The organism is Acinetobacter calcoaceticus, assembly GCF_900520355.1.
In the GTDB taxonomy this organism is placed as follows: domain Bacteria; phylum Pseudomonadota; class Gammaproteobacteria; order Pseudomonadales; family Moraxellaceae; genus Acinetobacter; species Acinetobacter calcoaceticus_C.
Window position 1 is genome coordinate 1,593,823 of record NZ_LS999521.1, and the last position, 17,844, is coordinate 1,611,666.

22 protein-coding genes are annotated in these 17,844 nt (G+C 35.7%); 16 read left to right on the top strand and 6 right to left on the bottom strand.

The window, feature by feature from the left end; all coding sequences use genetic code 11:
- Positions 1-83 precede the first annotated feature (83 nt).
- The 4 genes from AC2117_RS07605 to AC2117_RS07620 all read right to left on the bottom strand — a co-directional run bounded on the left by AC2117_RS07605 (position 84) and on the right by AC2117_RS07620 (position 2,026).
- Positions 84-452, bottom strand: coding sequence for a hypothetical protein (locus AC2117_RS07605; RefSeq protein ID WP_133973069.1), 369 nt, complete (start codon positions 450-452; stop codon positions 84-86).
- On the bottom strand, positions 449-778 hold the full coding sequence (locus tag AC2117_RS07610) for a hypothetical protein (protein WP_133973071.1): 330 nt from the start codon (positions 776-778) through the stop codon (positions 449-451). The genes AC2117_RS07605 and AC2117_RS07610 overlap by 4 nt, the downstream gene beginning before the upstream one ends.
- 271 nt (positions 779-1,049) lie before the next feature.
- A complete protein-coding gene (locus AC2117_RS07615; protein WP_133973073.1) occupies positions 1,050-1,325 on the bottom strand; it encodes a hypothetical protein in 276 nt (91 codons plus the stop codon).
- An 11-nt stretch (positions 1,326-1,336) separates the two neighbouring features.
- Positions 1,337-2,026 carry an XRE family transcriptional regulator gene (locus AC2117_RS07620; protein ID WP_133973075.1) on the bottom strand — a complete coding sequence of 230 codons (690 nt, stop codon included), beginning with the start codon at positions 2,024-2,026 and terminating at the stop codon, positions 1,337-1,339.
- A 132-nt stretch (positions 2,027-2,158) separates the two neighbouring features.
- Between AC2117_RS07620 and AC2117_RS07625 the strand changes: the two genes are divergently transcribed.
- From AC2117_RS07625 to AC2117_RS18840, 9 genes are all read left to right on the top strand, one after another.
- Complete coding sequence (locus AC2117_RS07625; RefSeq protein WP_227549239.1) at positions 2,159-2,386, top strand: helix-turn-helix domain-containing protein; 228 nt, start codon at positions 2,159-2,161, stop codon at positions 2,384-2,386.
- Between the two features lie 32 nt (positions 2,387-2,418).
- On the top strand, positions 2,419-2,793 hold the full coding sequence (locus tag AC2117_RS07630; protein WP_133973079.1) for a hypothetical protein: 375 nt from the start codon (positions 2,419-2,421) through the stop codon (positions 2,791-2,793).
- Positions 2,794-2,859: 66 nt separating this feature from the next.
- On the top strand, positions 2,860-3,150 hold the full coding sequence (locus AC2117_RS07635) for a hypothetical protein (protein ID WP_171459059.1): 291 nt from the start codon (positions 2,860-2,862) through the stop codon (positions 3,148-3,150).
- On the top strand, positions 3,147-3,599 hold the full coding sequence (locus AC2117_RS07640; RefSeq protein WP_133973081.1) for a hypothetical protein: 453 nt from the start codon (positions 3,147-3,149) through the stop codon (positions 3,597-3,599). Before AC2117_RS07635 ends, AC2117_RS07640 begins: the two co-directional genes overlap by 4 nt.
- A complete protein-coding gene (locus tag AC2117_RS07645; RefSeq protein ID WP_133973083.1) occupies positions 3,596-4,954 on the top strand; it encodes a DNA cytosine methyltransferase in 1,359 nt (452 codons plus the stop codon). The genes AC2117_RS07640 and AC2117_RS07645 overlap by 4 nt, the downstream gene beginning before the upstream one ends.
- On the top strand, positions 4,947-5,990 hold the full coding sequence (locus AC2117_RS07650) for a hypothetical protein (protein ID WP_133973085.1): 1,044 nt from the start codon (positions 4,947-4,949) through the stop codon (positions 5,988-5,990). The genes AC2117_RS07645 and AC2117_RS07650 overlap by 8 nt, the downstream gene beginning before the upstream one ends.
- On the top strand, positions 5,987-6,751 hold the full coding sequence (locus AC2117_RS07655; RefSeq protein ID WP_133973087.1) for an ATP-binding protein: 765 nt from the start codon (positions 5,987-5,989) through the stop codon (positions 6,749-6,751). The genes AC2117_RS07650 and AC2117_RS07655 overlap by 4 nt, the downstream gene beginning before the upstream one ends.
- Positions 6,748-7,272, top strand: coding sequence for a hypothetical protein (locus AC2117_RS07660; RefSeq protein WP_133973089.1), 525 nt, complete (start codon positions 6,748-6,750; stop codon positions 7,270-7,272). Before AC2117_RS07655 ends, AC2117_RS07660 begins: the two co-directional genes overlap by 4 nt.
- A 2-nt stretch (positions 7,273-7,274) precedes the next feature.
- Positions 7,275-7,415 carry a hypothetical protein gene (locus AC2117_RS18840; RefSeq protein WP_171459060.1) on the top strand — a complete coding sequence of 47 codons (141 nt, stop codon included), beginning with the start codon at positions 7,275-7,277 and terminating at the stop codon, positions 7,413-7,415.
- A 72-nt stretch (positions 7,416-7,487) separates the two neighbouring features.
- Here the strand turns inward: AC2117_RS18840 and AC2117_RS07665 are convergent, their stop codons facing one another.
- Positions 7,488-8,978 carry a toll/interleukin-1 receptor domain-containing protein gene (locus tag AC2117_RS07665; RefSeq protein ID WP_133973091.1) on the bottom strand — a complete coding sequence of 497 codons (1,491 nt, stop codon included), beginning with the start codon at positions 8,976-8,978 and terminating at the stop codon, positions 7,488-7,490.
- A 190-nt stretch (positions 8,979-9,168) separates the two neighbouring features.
- On the opposite strand from AC2117_RS07665, the gene AC2117_RS07670 reads away from it, so the two are divergent.
- The 6 genes from AC2117_RS07670 (at position 9,169) to AC2117_RS07695 (ending at position 15,174) form a co-directional block, all read left to right on the top strand.
- Entirely contained in the window at positions 9,169-9,858 is a 690-nt protein-coding gene (locus AC2117_RS07670) for a RusA family crossover junction endodeoxyribonuclease (RefSeq protein WP_133973093.1), read from the top strand.
- A complete protein-coding gene (locus AC2117_RS07675) occupies positions 9,859-10,545 on the top strand; it encodes a helix-turn-helix domain-containing protein (protein WP_133973095.1) in 687 nt (228 codons plus the stop codon). It begins immediately after the preceding gene.
- A 13-nt stretch (positions 10,546-10,558) separates the two neighbouring features.
- Positions 10,559-11,398: a hypothetical protein gene (locus AC2117_RS07680; RefSeq protein ID WP_133973097.1), complete on the top strand. Its 840-nt coding sequence runs from the start codon at positions 10,559-10,561 to the stop codon at positions 11,396-11,398.
- Positions 11,399-11,485: 87 nt separating this feature from the next.
- The gene (locus tag AC2117_RS07685) at positions 11,486-11,749 is read left to right on the top strand and encodes a hypothetical protein (RefSeq protein ID WP_133973099.1); all 264 of its coding nucleotides are present in this window, start codon (positions 11,486-11,488) and stop codon (positions 11,747-11,749) included.
- 75 nt (positions 11,750-11,824) lie between these two features.
- Complete coding sequence (locus AC2117_RS07690) at positions 11,825-14,104, top strand: phage tail tip lysozyme (RefSeq protein ID WP_133973101.1); 2,280 nt, start codon at positions 11,825-11,827, stop codon at positions 14,102-14,104.
- Between the two features lie 14 nt (positions 14,105-14,118).
- The gene (locus AC2117_RS07695) at positions 14,119-15,174 is read left to right on the top strand and encodes a hypothetical protein (RefSeq protein ID WP_133973103.1); all 1,056 of its coding nucleotides are present in this window, start codon (positions 14,119-14,121) and stop codon (positions 15,172-15,174) included.
- Between the two features lie 57 nt (positions 15,175-15,231).
- On the opposite strand, the gene AC2117_RS07700 is transcribed toward AC2117_RS07695, so the two are convergent.
- Positions 15,232-16,284 carry a helix-turn-helix domain-containing protein gene (locus AC2117_RS07700; protein WP_133973105.1) on the bottom strand — a complete coding sequence of 351 codons (1,053 nt, stop codon included), beginning with the start codon at positions 16,282-16,284 and terminating at the stop codon, positions 15,232-15,234.
- 148 nt (positions 16,285-16,432) lie between these two features.
- Between AC2117_RS07700 and AC2117_RS07705 the strand changes: the two genes are divergently transcribed.
- A complete protein-coding gene (locus AC2117_RS07705) occupies positions 16,433-17,335 on the top strand; it encodes a phage antirepressor N-terminal domain-containing protein (protein WP_133973107.1) in 903 nt (300 codons plus the stop codon).
- Positions 17,336-17,844 lie beyond the last annotated feature (509 nt).

Sequence of the window (17,844 nt, forward strand, 5' to 3'; positions counted from 1 at the left end):
GTACATTTTTCATTAGTACATCGAGAACAAGTCCCATAAATCACACGAAAAGATTTCATAACAAACATCTGTTTCACCTTCTATTAACGTGAACCTAGAAATCCACGACGGATTTTGTAGGCCTTGCGATCAGGAGAAGGGATGTGTGTTTTGCTATAAATTTCATCCAATTCACGTTTTCTTTGTTTTTTAATTTCCTCTTCTAAATTACGGAGGATCCATGCTTTAGTATTGAGCGTATATTGAGAAACAGGGGTTAATTCACCTGAATCATCAATGGTATATACACTTGTTAAAGTGTGAGGTGCAGCATAAGTTGTGAAGCCCAATCGAACTTTATATAAATTACGTTCATCATCTTTCCCCTTAAACTCGCGGAAAGATTTATTGTTTGTCTGCCCAGTAGGGCTATTGTTATAACGTCTAGAACCCCGAAGAAAGTTAGTGTTCATTGAGCGCCACCTTGTTTAACTACAAGTACTTCAAATTCAATTGATTCACCAGAATTAAACTGCTGCTGCCAATGTTGAGCTTTCTTTTCACGAATTTGAGCTTCACTATCACATGCATATAAAAAGCCAATAATGATTGTGCTAAAAGCCAAGAAGAATAAGACGTAAGGCCATTTACTATCTTTTTTAAACTTTTGCTCCTCCGGCGTAGGGTGCTGGTAGAGTTTTGAAGTAGCAGGCATATTTGTTTTGTTTGCGCTAAGTTCTGGTACAAAACAAATAGGGGTAGTTGGAGACGATTGACTGCTTATATATTTTTGATTCATAATAATTCGCCTTGATACGTTAAGTATTGGTAGAAGAAGCCTCGAAGCCGTCCAAAGTCATCGAGGCTTTTTCATGTTTTGGTGAAATTATTATTCATCAATGAATAGATTAATTCAACAACAAATTATTCACTAATGAATTAATTGTACATAAATTAATCAATATAATTTATTAGGGGCGAAAAAAAACCCAGTATTAAACTGGGTATTTCCTATTTATTTACATGTGTTTACAAGGGTTAACATTCAAATGAATAGAATCCAATCATTTTTAGTTTTTGATCAAATTATTTTTCGTCAAAATCATTAATCTTGCTAACTCATCATTAAAACTATTTAAAGCTTCTTTTATCTTTAATGCTGCTAATTCATGGTTTTCAAAATTATCTAAGATGAAAGACTCTTCAACTAATGGATGATGTTCATTAGAAATATTTTTAATATTTAAAAGAATATTAGCAGCTAATTCAGGTTGAGTTTTTATAACTTCTTCTGCGAAAGTTGTTAAAATACTATTAATTCCTTGAAATTCAGTTACTTTAAACATCTTATTTTTCCTTAAAACTCTCTATGCATTCCAACGACTTTACCAACCAACTTACATTCTTCTGTTAGTTTGATAATTTGTTCAGGCCATTTAGTATTTAGAGGCTCTAAATATTTTTCTTCACCTTCTTCAATTATTAATCTCTTAAATGTAGCTTGTGTATCGCCAGCGCATGAAACGATAACTAAATCATTTGTTTTTAAATCAAATACTGGAAAATCAGGATTTACATAAATTCGATCACCTGGTTCAAACTTCGGTAACATCGAGGTACCAGTAACTATAAGTCCATAAGCATTCTTTCCTGCCTTTTTCATTGGTGGAAGCCATTCAAGAATCTCAGTATCTTTTAATACTGTTAGAACGTCTGTAAATGAACCCGCTGCAACCCATGAAATTACAGGGACTTGATCCCCATCTAATTTTAATTTATTTGATAAATTTACATTGTTATCAAGTAACCCATCTTTTTCATTACTTTTTTGATTTTCAATAACTTCTAAATCGCTATTGATAAGTGTATTTGCATCATAACCAGCCCATGAAGCAAGTTTCTCCACTGTGGAAATTTTAGGTTCTTTATATTGCCCGTTCTCCCAACGAAAAAGTGTGGGTTGGGGTACTCCAGACTTTTTACTAAGCCCTGTGGTAGTGGTGCTGTACTTCTTTAACAGGTACTTAACATTTTTTTGAAGGTGCATTTTTCCAACTCCAAGATGGATAACTAATTTTATTCAAAAATGAATATTTTTTGTGAAACAATTCATTGGTGTATTGACAACTATTCATTAGTGAATAAAAATATGCCTTAACACGGAGGCATTAATATGTGCATGAATATTCAAGATAAGGTTATTTACCTTTCAAATAGCCGAGGTTTGTCTCAACAACAAATCTCCGAACGAACTGGTATTTCTCAAAGCTCTGTTTCAAAAATCTGTAGAGGTGAACAAAAGGAAGTTGCTTATAACAAAGGTGCAGCTTTAGACACTTTAATAGCAAATGAGCGGATGAAAGAAGCCGTGGAAGCAAAGTCCAAAAATCTAAAAGTATCTGCTTGATTACTACTGTTTGTAGGATAAGAGGCTTAACTATGGCTGAAAAACTTTTAGCAAATGCTTCAGCAAAATTAACTTTAGACGAAAAAGCAAAGATGAATTGGATTGCCAAGTTAGAGGGCAAGAATTCTCTATCAAATCTCATCCGCTCTATGTGTAAGAAAAAGATTTCAGAAGTAGAAGGTGAGATAGCAGATACAAGCTCTCTCGAAGTAATTAAAAACATTTGCACAAGAAAAATCTCAGAAGCAGAAACTGAATACGAGTTTCTCAGAAATGTATTTATTGGGTCAAAAGAAAGCGGGTATACCGAAGATACCTTTGAATTAGTGCCTCTAAGGGCAGAAAAATCACGGCATTCAAATGCAAGTGATAAATCAGTCCAGCTTGATTTACTTAGCTGGAAATAAAAAACCACCCCCTGCGCCAACAGGAAGTGGTTATGGCTTGTTCCCTCACCTTGGAGTAAAGGAAACGTGTGTAATTTAACAAATCATCCCTGCCTAGGCAAATGTACTGATTTTAATGAAGAACAGTGCTCCACTTGCCTAATTAAACAAGATGCCCCGCATCAAAACGTAGAACCTCAAACCGAAAAGGTTTGGCCGTTAGGAACAAATCATACTGATTCTGAGGGAGCACCATGGAAGCGTGATGATCAGAACAACTGGTGGTTTTGGCAAGAAAACTTTGGTTGGACTAGATATGTAGGTCCGGTGAACAAAGCTTTCTTAGATTCGCGTTTTGAAGTGGTGACAAGTCAATGATTTATGAAATCAGTAAACACAAAGAAAAATTCAGTTTTGAAGCACCAAATTTGAAAATTGCTGCTTTAGTTGTTTGTTCACTATGCCATGGACAATATCCAGCAAGATCAGTAGATGGCGAGCTGTTCGTACCACAATTTATTTTTGGTGGTCATGATGAATGGTTCATTTCTAATTTCGGTACAAATTTTGTCGAAACCCTTAATGAGGTGCTTTCACATGAAAAAGAGAATTTTCATCAAAGTTTAAACACTGTCTTAATGGGAAATGCAGAAAACAGAAAGGCATACCAAGAAACTAAAGAATTCACTATTAATACACCTAAATCTGTATATGAACATTCGAAAGAACGACTTGACTCTAAATATAATAACTTTTGCCAACGTGCTTGGAATTTTGCTGAACAAGTGAGCTTGTTTAAACCAGCTCGCAAAGGTGATGCTTTATGAAATATGGTTCAGTTTGTTCTGGTATCGAAGCAGCTACTGTGGCTTGGCATAGTTTAAGTTTTGAACCTACTTGGTTTTCTGAAATTGAGGAAGTACCTAGTCTCATATTAAAACATCATTATCCATCAGTTCCCAACCTTGGTGATATGACATTAATCCGAGATAAAGTTAAAACTGGGGAAGTGGAAGCACCTGAAATTCTTGTAGGTGGTACACCATGCCAAGCTTTTTCGATGGCTGGCTTAAGGAATTCTTTAGATGATGAACGTGGACAGTTAAGCCTAGAGTTTGTGAGATTAGCAGATGAAATTGATTCAGCAAGATTTATTCAAAAACAGCAGCCTTGCATCATTGTCTGGGAAAACGTCCCAGGTGTCCTCAACACCAAAGATAATGCTTTCGGATGTTTTTTGGGAGAGTTGTCAGGTGCGGGGTGTGAGTTGCAGCCGTCAGGGCGAAAGTGGCCAAACGCTGGTTGTGTGCTTGGACCATCTAGACAAGTCTATTGGAGAGTCCTTGATGCTCAACATTTCGGACTTGCCCAACGACGTAAACGTGTGTTTGTTGTCGCAAGTGCTCGAGCAGAATGTATCGGAGAAATACTTTTTGAGCGAAAAAGCATGCCGAGGAATCTTAAGAAGGGCGATAGCACGAGGAAAAGTTCTACCAGAAATTGTCGAGTTTACACTCAAAGAGCAAGCGAAACTCTTAGCGGAAAAACCTTCACTCCTCCAATTTTAGCTTCTCATGGTCAAAAGAAATGGTTGGGCAATCAAGAGGCATTTTGTGGTGATTATTATATTAAACATGCTGTCGGCATAGGTGGTATTACTGCGAATGCTGCAATTTCAAATGAAGTATTTCCAACTTTATTAGCACGTCATGGAGATGTTTACGTCATCCTTAGTTATGGTTTAAATGGAAATACTATCGGACATTTGGGTAACTCCGGTTCCAGAGGAACTGGTATTAACACTGAACTTTCCTATACGTTAGTTTCAACGAAAAAGAATGCTGTAGTTTATTGCGGGACTAAAAATGATGCTTTATTTGATATAGCAAAAGAAATTGCACCCACAGTTAGATGTGGCGGAAAATATGGGGGGGCAATTCATCAGCCAATTTTTAAATATATCCCTCCGAATATCTATTATCTAGCACGTTACTTAACTGAAGTTGAATGCGAACGTCTTCAAGGCTTTCCAGATAACTACACCAATGTAAAAGGTGTAGCTTCTGGTAAGCGATACAAAGCTTTAGGTAATTCAATGGCCGTTTCAGTAATGAAGTGGATTGGAAGTCGTATTCAAAAAAATTACAACCAAACAAAAAATACGGAATATTCAAATGGCTAGAGCAAGAAACATTAAGCCCTCATTCTTTATGAATGAAGACATTATCGAATTACCTTACGAAGCACGTTTACTATTTATTGGGCTTTGGATATTAGCGGATCGAGAAGGGCGTTTAGAAAATCGACCTAAAAAGATCAAAATGTCTTTATTTCCAGCAGACGATATAAACGTTGCAGAACAGTTAGAGAACATTTCTAAATATGGTTTTATCGAGTTTTATAACGTTGATGGTACAGATGTAATTCAGATCGTTAACTTTGTTAAACATCAAAATCCCCACGGTCTAGAAAAGGACAGTGAGCTACCTGACAGTAAAGGTATTTATACTGTTCATAACCGTAATCCGAAAAACAAGACCACTATTGGGAAGCCGGTTCATGTAAATAAAGTTGATCGTGAGCATTTTTACAATAAAACAGGTCCATTTGCATCTAATAACGCTGTTGTGGCAAGTGAAAACAGTTTTCAGAGTAACGAATCGGATCAAGTTAACAGTAATGGAAATTCACAAGAACAGTTAGATAACAGTTCTGAAACTGTTCTTATCTCAGATCAAAACGCCCTGATTCCTGAATCCTTTAATCTGAATCCTGATTCACTGAATCCTGAATCCTTTAATTTGAATCCAGAAGATAACAACTCCGCCGTTGGCGAAGTTGAAGCGCCTACTCAAGCAAAATTTAATTTTAAGTCTGCTTTGAAAAAACATGGTGTACCTGACAAGGATGCTACTGAGTTCGTGCAAATCCGAAAGGCGAAGAAAGCTCAAAACACTGAAAACGCTTTTGAAGCTCTGCTAAACGAGACTGAAAAAGCTGAAATCACTTTGCCCCAAGCGATTGAATACTGTCTGAAAAGACAAAATCCTTGGGGGGCCTTCAAAGCGTCTTGGTTCAAGAGGGACCAATCTGAAATCACTACTGGACAACAGCAGAATCATCAATCATTGCCCAAAAATGTGAATGATCAATGGGGAGCGCCAAAAACATATGAGCCAGTAGTGGGGTACAAGAGATTGGAAGGTGAATTGATATGAATGCGATGCCCCAAAAACTGAAATACAAAACTTTTGAAACTAGTCAAATGTGTCGTATTCACAAAGAGCTAATGATCAATGTATTTGGTCGTATTGTTTGCCAATCATGTGTTAGTGGGCAAATGGAAGAGTTCAATGAAAAATATGAGTCGGAAAAGAATACTCGAATTTTAGATTTGAAGATGGCCCGTGCTGGTATCCCTAAGCGGCATGTTTCAAGTGGCTTTCAAAATTATATTGTGGATCATAAAGGCCAAGATTTTGCTAGATCTACTTGTGAAAAATTCGTCAAAGACTTCAAAGAAGGCAAATTTAGAAATTTACTACTTGTTGGTCGTACCGGCACGGGTAAAACACATCTCGGATCCTCAATTCTAAAAAATATCATCATCAAAGATTGGGAGGCTGTTTATTTAACATCTGCAGAATTGGCAGAGGATATCGCAGGTGCTTATCGCCGTAATGGTGATAGTGAGGATGAGGCATTAAAACGCTATGTCAAAAAAGATCTCTTGATTATTGATGAATATGGCCTACATGACCGTGCAGAAAAACGGCCTCAACTCCTTGAGTGCGTCCATAAAATTCTACTTACTCGTTATGACGAGATGAAGCCTACAGTTGTGATCTCAAATCTTAGCTTAAATGAGGTACATGATGACCTTGGGGACCGTCTATGGTCCAGATTTCAGCATGATGGTTTAGATATTGTGGAATGTGATTGGGATGATGCTCGCACACGTGGAGGTAAAACTGAATGAACGCATTTGTTGATATGAAAAAAACAGAATACTCATTAGTTGCATACTCAAACGTAGCAGCTAAATCAAAAGAGCGTGAAGAACTGGAAAGAGCAGTTACCAAGTGGTTAAAAACACCTAGTAATAAAATTAAACCAGTTAAACCTAAACAGTCTGAATCTATGGCTCATGGAAATCCAAGGGCTTATAAACGCATGGGTTGTCGCTGTGAAATTTGTGTTACTTGGGCCATTTCATCAGGTTTTGTAAAGACTAAACCGAAGTCAGAAATAAAGCGTAGTCCAGATGAGCGCCAATTGCGTATACAGGCACAAAAAGAGGGTTTAGATAGGTTTGCTCGGGTATTTAAAGAAGACTGGCAATTACTAGCATTTGAGATCGGTTATGCAGTTACAGCTTTTCAGCTTGAACGGGTTTATCAAGGTAAATCTGAAATTGATCAATATTTCACATGGAAGTATGTGAAGAAAATTGCTGATCAATTAGTTGCTGAAAAGTTAAAAGTTAATGGGGGAATGTGAATATGAAATCTAATTCAACCAGCAGAAAACGCTCAAAAAAATATAATCCAAACAAGCTAACACCAGCGCAAATTCAAGCTAATCAAAGAAAGGCTGAATTGCGTAGAGAAGCTGCTCAAGAATATGTATACATTATATTGTGAGAACTAGTTATCGCTTTAGTTTTTGTAAGTTTATAGTCCGCAACTTCCCCAAGGTGCGGACTTTTTTTAATATTAAATTATAGTTAATCTAGCTAAATTATATTTTTTTAATACCTCATAGTTAGTTAAATCTTTTAATTGCAAAAATCCAGCACCATGTCTCCATTGGGGAAGATAAACCTCTCCCCAACCACCAGCGTCTTTACTTTCATAGATAGTTTCAATAAAGCTTAAATCTTCAAATTTAAATAGTTTAACAAGCTCATCATATTTAGATTTTTTTTCAGCCTTAGAAAAAACTGTTAATGGGCGGGGTCTCCAGCCTTTGTTAAGTGCTAAATGAGGCCACCACATTATATGACTTTTATTTTCAAGAAGAGTGATTGCAGCTGATTTAAGATATAAAATTATATCAATATCAACTAAATCATTAAAATTGACAATATCATTATCAATATTTAATTTTAGAAATTCACTAATTGGTTCAATTTTATCTGGGTAAATTCTTTTAAGATAATTAAGACTTTCTGAAGGTGCGAAAATCTCAAAACTTGTAGAACGTTCCCTAGAGTGAACTTTTAAATGTTTTGGAGAGTAGATATAAATTTCTTCAAGTAAATCTTCTATAGCTGAAAGTTCATCATTTTTTAGATAGACTGCTAATGAGGAAGTAAATATTTGATAAATAATTGATTCAAAAAGTGAAATATTTGCTATGGAGTATGATTCATTAGGTTCAACTTCTAAAAACTTTAAAGATAATTCTAGAAATTTTTTAAAATGTTTAAAATGTTTTTGATCAGGGGCGTGGATACATAAAGAATTTAACAGGTGTTTATATTCTCTTATATGTGGTTGAACTAAATTAAAGTTTTTTAGAATTGCTTTTGAAGCAAGTGCTTCATCATTTTCAGTAATAATTAATTTATCTAACTCACCTAAAAGCTTATAAAGATAAGTATTAATTAAACCGCTAATGTTCGATTTGCCTTTTTCGATTGCATCTAAAGCAAAACGGTATTCCGTATTAGTTCTTAAGGAAGTATCGTTGGCATCTTCAGTTATGTAACTAGGTCTTTGACCTGATCTCTTCGGACGCTCATATTCAAATCTTCCATATATCCAACGGACAAGTTGTTCAAATTGATTTGGAAAGTTATCTGAGTCAGATAGGTCTATATATATTCTACTTGAGTAAAATACTGGTGGTTTTGCCCCAGGTTCAGCAATAACTGCAACAATATCTTTGGTTTCTTTTCTAGAGTAAAGTTCTTGAGATAGAATGGTTGATTCTGTTCCAACACCACCTGATCGATTATTTGCTCTTTCTGTATATTTTTGATCAATAACCATAATAATTTTAGTAATACTTGGATCTAAAACCATGCCCTCCATGAATGCTATTGAATCTTGTCCAGGTCTTAAATCCCATTTATCAAAAATTACATGTATATCTGCATCGTGAAGAGAATGAGCTAATTCATCTACCCATTTTTCATGTTCTGGTGTGGTCCAGCTATATGAAATAAATACTTTTGGTTTTTGATCATGTATTTCAGTCATTTTAAGTTATCTTGAAAATTAAAAGTTGAGATTAAATGTGAATAATTCACTATAAAATAAAATAAAATTTAATCAATTTATATATAAGAACTAAATTTAAAATTCATTTTTTATGATTGGAACTGTATCGAACGACACAATAACTTTTAATAAATAATCATTTAGATAAAATTTAAATGAGTTTTTCCGAATGTCATCACGTTCAAAACGCCGTCAGTGGAGTGAATTTTTCTCAAATAATAAAAGACAAGAACTCTTTAAGGATTTCAATGTTTCAACTGGTCCAGACAAACGGAAAAAGAAAAAAGCTAGCTCATCTAAACAGGTGTTTTTCCCTTGCCATGTAGAAAAAGAAAATGACGGTGAAAATAGTATATATAGTGGAAGCACAGGCGGTGTTATCATTTCTGGTAAGCAATACATCACCATCAAATTGCCTTATGGATTAAGCGCTAACGAGATTTGGCGGGCTACAATTGATCAGAATGGCAAACAAAGAAATAGTCTTTCAGTAGGTGCTAAGAAGTATAAAGACAAGGTTCATAAGCAATATGGACCTATGTTTCGGGCACTTAAACTAAAAGCTATCGATCAACTTTGTGAGATTCGATTAATTGTTCAACCACCAATTAAAACACGGTCATATAGCGCTAAAACTTATCCACGGTTTGATATTGATAACTATCCAAAATTATTAATTGATAGTGTCAAAGGTGAAGGAATGCTTTTCAAAGACGACAATATTTTCATAAGTGAACAAATTCAGCTGGCAGAACCATGTGAAGAGGGTTGTGTTTGGCTTTCTTGTGTTTTAACTGATGAAACTGATTGGTTGTCAAAAACTGTAGATTTTGAATGGCTGGCTGGGAGAAGTATTTAAATGGCGAAAAAGAGCGATTTGCAACGTCGAGTACTCATTGGTAGAAAACTTGCAATGGCACGTGATATGTCTCAACTACGTCAAGAAGACGTAGCCATGGATATATTCGGTACACCACATAAGAATCGAATGAGTGAAATTGAAAATGGTAAGTTAATGCCCGATGCGGAATTACTATCTTTGCTCTGTCAAAAATATGGTGTCTCTTCTGACTGGGTATTAGGTTTTACTATTGAGCCAGAATTAGATAAAACTACTTCGGTAGCGGGAATTCTGTTTAATAGTCTTGGCGATATGATGAGTGAATATACTCAAGCAATGGCCTTTCAATTAAGTATGGCTGCAGCCCAGCATATTTCTTCATTTCCTAAAGCTTTAACAGTTGAGTTACTGGAAGCATCAAAAGGGCTTATTCAAGCTTGTTTATCACTCGACAAAACATCTCAAGAAAAAGTTTTACCGGAACTTCAAGCATTAATGCAAATTGTTCGAGAATGCGAACAAAATCGTGCTAAACAAATTCGTAACTTAGAAATGGCAATTGATGACGTTTTCCAGCGTGATGAAAACGATTTACAGGAAAAGGCATTGATTGACCTTATTCAAAATAGAAAGCGTTTTAGTAAAGCTTCATTGCAGCAACAATCTATAGCTGAAGTAAAACAAATAGGTCTATTTGCTGAGTAAGGGATAGACTGTAATGGCTCGCAAGATTGAATACTCTGAAGCAATTTGGAACAGACTAAAAGAGGTCTATGAAACTTCGCCTAAAGTCACTTGGCAAGGTTTGGTTGATCAAGTAGGCGAAGAACTCAATTGTGAGATGCCTTCGCCGTCTGTCGTTCGTCGTAAAGCGCTCGCTGAGAAATGGAAAAAGAAAGCTAAATCTCTAGTCAAGAAGACTGCACGAGAACTTAATAAAGAAATAAAAAAATTGACTAATAAAAACAATGGTCAAAATGAGACTCAAGATTCTGAAAATAAAGACAAAATTAATAGTCAAAATTCTGTCAAAAAAACGTCAAATATTGCTGAATTTAATAGTCAAAACTCAAAAAATAATGGTCAGCACAACGGCGGTCATTCATCTGTCAATGAAAACTATCTAAAGTCTGCAATTGTTGTAAAAAATAACCGTGTGAGAGCTCATAAATTAGGTGAGTTAATTACCGATACAATCGATAGCGTTATTCATATACGAGACGAAGTACTTAATCTTAATAATCCTACAGAAGACGAGTTAGCACTGGTCAAATTCAAGATGGGCTTAATTAGTCAGGTTGTAGATTTAAACGTTAAGCAAAGTATTAGTATTTCCAACATAGCAAGGACAGAAGCCTTATTTTGGGGATTAGATGTAGATGATCTGAAAGACCAGTCAGAAGTCCAAGCACGGCGTAGTTCTGTTATATCTGGTGCTGAAGAGCGTATGGCAATTGCTAAAGCTAATATGAAGAAGAAAAAGGAAGAGGCATTTGCGCGCAAACTTGCATTAATTGAAGCTGGTGAGGTAGATCCAGAAGATGAAATTAACGAATAATAAGTAGAATTTTAGACTTTTTTCAAAATTATTAGCAGGTGCTTACTATAATGTAGAGAACACTTACAATTTAGGAGAATGTTCACTATGTCATCAAGTATTACCGCTGCTGAAGCAGCAAAAATTGCTGAGCAAAATAAACCTACGGTAATTTCTATTACTAATGAAGTAGACGAAAGAATTAAGAGTGCTATGACGCACGGGGTTAGATTTACTTCTATCTCTTATAGTAAATCATCAGTGAATATTTCAACTTTAGAAGAGGTTAAGAAAGGCTACTTGAAGCAAGGTTTTGAAGTACAAATCTTCACTGAAAGTCCAAATGATGTTTCTTTTATTGTACGATTTTAAAGATTAGGAACCACATTTATTATGACCTAAGGTTAACTGTAAAAATGCCCTATATCAGTATGGGGTATTTTTTTTATGGCTAAGCAAGAAAGCGGTATCGAGTACGATGATTTGGGTTTCATCATTGGAATGAAGCGAGTTGAAAAAAAAGTAAGCACGATTGATTCAAATATTGAAAAGATTATCGAAATACTTACTCAAAGCTTTGAAGAGCAAAAAGCAGAGTTTGCAAAGCCTCAGCCTAAACTGACTGAATTTCAAAAGATGCTTAATGCAGTCAATAATAGACCTGCTGTTGATTTCGAAGATTTATTAAAAGGAAAAGCCAATCCAATAACTAAGTCTTTAGTTGTTGCTGACAACTTCGTTAAAGATTTTGCTGATGTATTGGAACAATCAGTTAGTGAGCTTAATACAGCAAATAAAGAACGTATAAATCAGCCTAAAGCACGTAAGCAAGCAATAGAAATAAATAGCCATGAAGATTTGGGGAAGATTGTTAGCCCATCTACACCAGAACGTGACGAAAAGGGCCGTTTTGTATCTAACAATAATGATGCCCAAAACCAATCATCAATTAGAAAGGTTGCCCAAACGATAACAACGGCGATTAAAGGTGTAATGCCGAACTCACCACAAGGTGTAGATCCTACAGTTGATGCAATCAATGAGGTTGGTCATTTACTTTCACCTGTACGCCGTGCAGCTGGTTTAGCCTTACGGCCATTAACTGGATTGATGCGTAGTAAAAAACGTAATGAACCATTGCCAAGGGAACAAGAGAACCATAATCGCAAACAAATAAAACTCTTGCAGCGGATAGCCGATAATTTAGCGTCTAGAGGCGGTTTGCTTGGTTCCTTAGGGAAATTACTTACTACCGTATTATCTGCTGGCGGTGGGCTTCTGGGTGGTGCTCTGGGCAAAGGAAAGAAAGGTATAGGGAAATTAGGAAAGGGCTTGGGTAAAGTTCTCAAGTTTGGCCGTGGTTTACCCGTGATGGGTGCTTTAGCTGCTGGTGCATCACTTCTTGATTGGAAAGATCAAAGCACTAAAGAAAAAGGCGGTACTGTTGGTAGTCTTGCTGGGGGGGCTATTGGCGGTGCAGTAGGTTCTATATTTGGTCCGGTTGGCACTGTAATCGGCGGTATGGCTGGTTCATGGATTGGAAATAAACTTGGTACCGTTGTTGCGCCGTATTTTAAAGAATGGACTGATTCACTCATTGCCGCTGATGTACCAGGTCTTATATCTACAGCTTGGAAGGGATTTGTCAGTTTTGCATCTAATGCTCTCGAACAAGCAAAAGGTACTGCTTCAAAAGTTGTTGACGGTGTAAAAGATACTGCAGGTGATACTTTAGATTTCATCAAGGATAAATTTAACCGGCTTAATCCATTTCATGACGGCGTTCCAACTTGGGGAGTAGGCCAAGGTGTCTATAAGCCGGGTTTTGGGGCAAATGCACATGTTCCAGCATATGGCTCAACTGTTTCCCCTATTGGTGAAAAGACAAAGGAAAAACAACTTGCTGTCTATAATGCTATGAAAAAAGCAGGATTCAATGATAACTGGGCTGCAGGTTTAACTGCTTCTGTCGGTAGGGAAAATGACTATCAAGATAAATATCTCTTTGGTAAACATCAAGATAAAGCTGGTGGTACGAATATGGGTATGATTTCTTGGCAAGGAGCTCGTAAAGATAAACTTACTGCATATATGAAAGAACGGGGATTGTTAGATAGCAGCGGGAATATTGTGAAGAGCCAAGCATCATTAGATGCTCAAGGTGCTTTTATGAAGCAAGAAATTAATACTAATCCTGAATATGCATCAGTTAAAGCTTATATGGAACAAAATCCCAATGCTTCAAGAGAAGATGTTGCAAGAGTTTTAGGGACTAAATATGTGAAATGGGCTTATGGTCAAACAAAGCTTCGCAATGGGAAATCATTTGACTACAGACCACATTTAGACAAGGAATATAAATATAGGGCTAATATTGATAATTCAATTCAGGAAAAGAAACCCAATTTACCTAAAGAAAATAAAACAGCAGTTACCCAAAATTCATCAACTAATATTGTAGATAACACTAGAGCAAAGGTAGCCAGTATTGTAAGCAGTAAGAAAGCTATTGTTCCTCAGGCAACTAAACGTTCAAGTCCTCAGCTAGATAATCAAAACAAATTATTGACGAAAGTTACGCCGTTTAAGCAACCACTAAATACTCCTAATCCGCAGGAAGTTGTTGTTGTAAATCAGAATAATGGTAACATCGGGCAGAATGTTAATGACCGTTTCCTTGCTCATGCACTTACTGGTGGTATAGGAATGGGTCAATTAGACATTTAGATTTAGGAATATTTATGACTTTAAAATTATTAAAATTTACTATCTTTGCCACAGCAGCTTTTACAAGTTATGTTCAAGCTGCCACAGGTGTTAATGATATTTTGAGTACAAGAGTTACAGAGGTTAATCATGCAACAACCAATTCGCCAAAATCGGTAAGTGAACTTTGCATTTTTAGTTGCAAGTTATTAAGCACAAGTCCAGATGTGTCATATGGTGGCATCGAAGACCTTTATATTCTCTTGCAAGAAAAGTATGGTTTAGAAACGAAGCCGAGCTGTAAATTCTATAAAAGGACAAGTGGCAATGTAATGCTAGATACTCAATATAAAATTGCAGCTTTACAGGGGATGCCAAACCCCGATGCATATTCAGATACCATTTTTAGAAATTTGATATATAAATCAGGAATATATTATTCTTCAGATGTAAATGTAGACATTTATTATGATTTAGTTGACATTGCTAGGATTAATAATCCGGAATTAGATGAAAATGACAAAAATAATCTAATAACAACTTTCCAAAAGCGTCATCGTTTTATTGCAAACAGTTGTGGTGAAAAATTTATGGTGGCCTATGACAAGTACTTAAATAAAGTGAGTGAGTTAAGAGAGGCTGAATATATTGAAGCAATTAATAAAAAGAATGCTAAAGAGCGAGAAAAGGAGGAATGGGAAGAAGAAATCCGTCTAGCAAAACAAGCAAGGGATCAAGCGGATGCAGAAAGGTCAGAACGTGCTCTAGCAAATGAAGCTGAAAAACGGGCTAATACACAAAAAAGAAATCAATGCCAGAACAGCAATGGTTATAAGCTGTTTTTAGCATCATCCAGTGTTGTCAGTTATCGTAATAGTATTAAAGCTGGTCAGGATACTTTGAAAGAAGAAGATAGATTCTCAAGTATTAGTGGCGTTACTCGTTTAGATCGTCGCTATACTGCTGCTCAACGGATAGAGTATGGGCAAAAAAATCTAAATCAAAGCTTTGCCAAGTATAAACAATTGGGTGGAAGTGCAAGTAGTGTTGCTACTGTGACAGCTCTAAATAATCCATGTAAGGGTTTGTGATTTTTACAATATAATCAAGAAAAACCGCCGTGATAGTTAGACACGGCGGTTTTATAACTATTTTAATTCTTTGAATATATTAAGTTCTCTGTTTTTTATCTTTTCAATCATGGGCTGTAATACTGCATCTTGCTCAATTTCATCTTGAATACATTTTGAAATAGCTATAAAACCATTCCAATATTCATGATTTGAATACATATTTTTATCCCATATATCTTCCCACCACATGTTATTGGTAGCATTTTTCAATACAAATAATGGATGAATGATACCCTGAGAAAGTTCTGAAAATTTTGATTGGTTAACAATAAAACTTCTAACATTTATGTTATTCGATGATCTAGTATCGATATAAAATTCATATAATATTCGTAATGTTAGAAAAAAGCTTTTGAGCATACTTGTCCCGCCAGCACCAATAACATTACTTACATGCATTGGGGTCGTTATAATATCAACCTTCCATTCATTGTATTTACGGATAATTAAAAATTCTCCCTCCTCAGAATCATTTCTGACAAGATAAATATCCTTTGGTTTTTCATTTTCATTATTAACAGCGGGGTTAAGAGAGATATTTAAGATTTGTTTTACAGCTTCTTCAGGACTTAGGGATAACCTGTCAGATTTCACATTAAAAATAGGCATATCTTCATGCTTGAGCCACTCTTTATTGACTCCAAAAAAATTTGCCAATGATTCTAGTTCTATAAAACTTGGTTGTACTATACCTGAAAAATAATTTTCATATAGAGAAGCAGACTCTTGTCCCATTCTTTCTGCAACTTTAGAAGGGGTTAGTCGCACATAAGAAACAGAGTTAGACATTTCGATACAAGTATTTAAGCGGGAAGCTACTAGAGAAATATTGTCAAAATGTAATTCGTTTTTAAGAATATTCTCAATATTTTTTAAACGTTCAAGTAGTGATAATTTCGTCACTGGTAACTTTTTATCAATTGAAATAAGACTCTTTGAAATAAGATCAAGAATAGCTGTATTGAGAGAAAAGTTATTTTTTTCAGCATACTGTGTGACTTCATCGTATTGCTCTTGAGGCATACGAACTTGTGTTCGTTTCCAGTCATCTTGTTTTTCACGAGTCATGAAATTTATTCCGCAACAATCATTGACACTGATTTTAGTGGTGTAGTATCTTGTTGTCAATGACATTAAATTTAATGTCAAAAAGCCCCGAGTAATCTTGCAGGATCGCTCTCGGGGCCTCTACCAACAAACCGCAAGGATCATTGATATGTCTAATTTATCATATATACCGCAAATTGTGTCGTTTCATGGCACTGAACTCTTCATTGTTGAGCATGAAGGGCAACCTTATACCCCGATGAAACCTATTGTTGAAGGAATGGGGTTGGACTGGAAAAGTCAGTTTGTGAAGTTAAAGGAACGTTTCAGCACAACTATGGTGGAAATCACCACAGTTGCCAATGATGGGAAAAGTCGTTTAATGACTTGCTTACCTGTTCGCAAATTAGCTGCATGGCTTTACTCGATTCATGCAAATAAAGTCAAACCAGAGCTTCGTGATACGGTCAGGATGTATCAAAACGAATGTGACGATGTGCTTTGGAACTACTGGACAAAAGGACAGGCAATCAACAAGCGATTTATCATTTCTCCAGAAGAGCAAAATGCACTACATGCGATTGTGGACCGCCGTGCAGGGAAAGATCGAAGTCTAAGAGTCTCGATGTGGATACGTCATAATCGGCACTTTAATATTTCAAAATATAGTCAATTACTTTCAATCCACTTCGATGATGCGAAAAAGTATCTTGAGACGATGTCACTTCAAGAGCTAGCTCCAACTGAAACAGATACTCTACAACGGCTAGAGAAGTTTGTAGATAATCTCGCTGCGCGTTATCCAGCTCTTGAAAACCCTTTGGCATATGAAATTGCACAGCATTTAAGTGAGAAGCTAAAGTATCAATCTTCAACTGGTCCTAAAAACTTTTGGGTCTCAATTCAAGAAAACGGCGTTATTTCTGTTCATCAATATTCACTTCATCACACACCCATTAATGTTGTGCAACTGCGTGAAAAGTTTAATGGCTTGTGGGAGTTTTTACATAAAGATGAGGTGCTTGAGCTGGGTAAAGTATTAAAACGATTTCCCTATGAACCTGTGAACTGAAAGGGTATATCATTAAATTAAGACGTTCTTAACTGAACTCCCCTTAGAAGAAAGCCAGCTAAAACAGCTGGCTTTTTCATTTCATTTGACAAAACCTTGTATAGCTTTGGACAGATTTTTAATTATTATTTCTCTTTCATAACGAAAATCTAAAGATTTAGGAATTTGAACATTTAAAACTTTCTGTTGAGCCGGTGTTAGTGGAATTTTATCGTTCTCAATTAAATCAGTGTCCTTAAAGATAATATTTGGGCAATTATTAATACCAATCACAGGAATTTTGGACTTTTCACAACCTGTAATCTCAACAAAAATTTGCCAAACTTTAAGTAATTTTCCTGATCCAAACTCATTGCCAACTCAAATGATTATTTAAATAAATATTATCATATAAATAAGTGTCTATTAGGCATTAAATGAAATATAAGACTGTTATATATATACATCGCAACTATACAATCAGAGAAGAAGAAAGAGCAGATGTCATGTATGATATAGTTTGACTATGA

Coding starts and splice junctions, on each gene's coding strand:
- AC2117_RS07605 (WP_133973069.1), bottom strand. CDS start 452: ATGAACACTAACTTTCTTCGGGGTTCTAGACGTTATAACAATAGCCCT.
- AC2117_RS07610 (WP_133973071.1), bottom strand. CDS start 778: ATGAATCAAAAATATATAAGCAGTCAATCGTCTCCAACTACCCCTATT.
- AC2117_RS07615 (WP_133973073.1), bottom strand. CDS start 1,325: ATGTTTAAAGTAACTGAATTTCAAGGAATTAATAGTATTTTAACAACT.
- AC2117_RS07620 (WP_133973075.1), bottom strand. CDS start 2,026: ATGCACCTTCAAAAAAATGTTAAGTACCTGTTAAAGAAGTACAGCACC.
- AC2117_RS07625 (WP_227549239.1), top strand. CDS start 2,159: ATGAATATTCAAGATAAGGTTATTTACCTTTCAAATAGCCGAGGTTTG.
- AC2117_RS07630 (WP_133973079.1), top strand. CDS start 2,419: ATGGCTGAAAAACTTTTAGCAAATGCTTCAGCAAAATTAACTTTAGAC.
- AC2117_RS07640 (WP_133973081.1), top strand. CDS start 3,147: ATGATTTATGAAATCAGTAAACACAAAGAAAAATTCAGTTTTGAAGCA.
- AC2117_RS07645 (WP_133973083.1), top strand. CDS start 3,596: ATGAAATATGGTTCAGTTTGTTCTGGTATCGAAGCAGCTACTGTGGCT.
- AC2117_RS07650 (WP_133973085.1), top strand. CDS start 4,947: ATGGCTAGAGCAAGAAACATTAAGCCCTCATTCTTTATGAATGAAGAC.
- AC2117_RS07655 (WP_133973087.1), top strand. CDS start 5,987: ATGAATGCGATGCCCCAAAAACTGAAATACAAAACTTTTGAAACTAGT.
- AC2117_RS07660 (WP_133973089.1), top strand. CDS start 6,748: ATGAACGCATTTGTTGATATGAAAAAAACAGAATACTCATTAGTTGCA.
- AC2117_RS18840 (WP_171459060.1), top strand. CDS start 7,275: ATGAAATCTAATTCAACCAGCAGAAAACGCTCAAAAAAATATAATCCA.
- AC2117_RS07665 (WP_133973091.1), bottom strand. CDS start 8,978: ATGACTGAAATACATGATCAAAAACCAAAAGTATTTATTTCATATAGC.
- AC2117_RS07670 (WP_133973093.1), top strand. CDS start 9,169: ATGTCATCACGTTCAAAACGCCGTCAGTGGAGTGAATTTTTCTCAAAT.
- AC2117_RS07675 (WP_133973095.1), top strand. CDS start 9,859: ATGGCGAAAAAGAGCGATTTGCAACGTCGAGTACTCATTGGTAGAAAA.
- AC2117_RS07680 (WP_133973097.1), top strand. CDS start 10,559: ATGGCTCGCAAGATTGAATACTCTGAAGCAATTTGGAACAGACTAAAA.
- AC2117_RS07685 (WP_133973099.1), top strand. CDS start 11,486: ATGTCATCAAGTATTACCGCTGCTGAAGCAGCAAAAATTGCTGAGCAA.
- AC2117_RS07690 (WP_133973101.1), top strand. CDS start 11,825: ATGGCTAAGCAAGAAAGCGGTATCGAGTACGATGATTTGGGTTTCATC.
- AC2117_RS07695 (WP_133973103.1), top strand. CDS start 14,119: ATGACTTTAAAATTATTAAAATTTACTATCTTTGCCACAGCAGCTTTT.
- AC2117_RS07700 (WP_133973105.1), bottom strand. CDS start 16,284: ATGACTCGTGAAAAACAAGATGACTGGAAACGAACACAAGTTCGTATG.
- AC2117_RS07705 (WP_133973107.1), top strand. CDS start 16,433: ATGTCTAATTTATCATATATACCGCAAATTGTGTCGTTTCATGGCACT.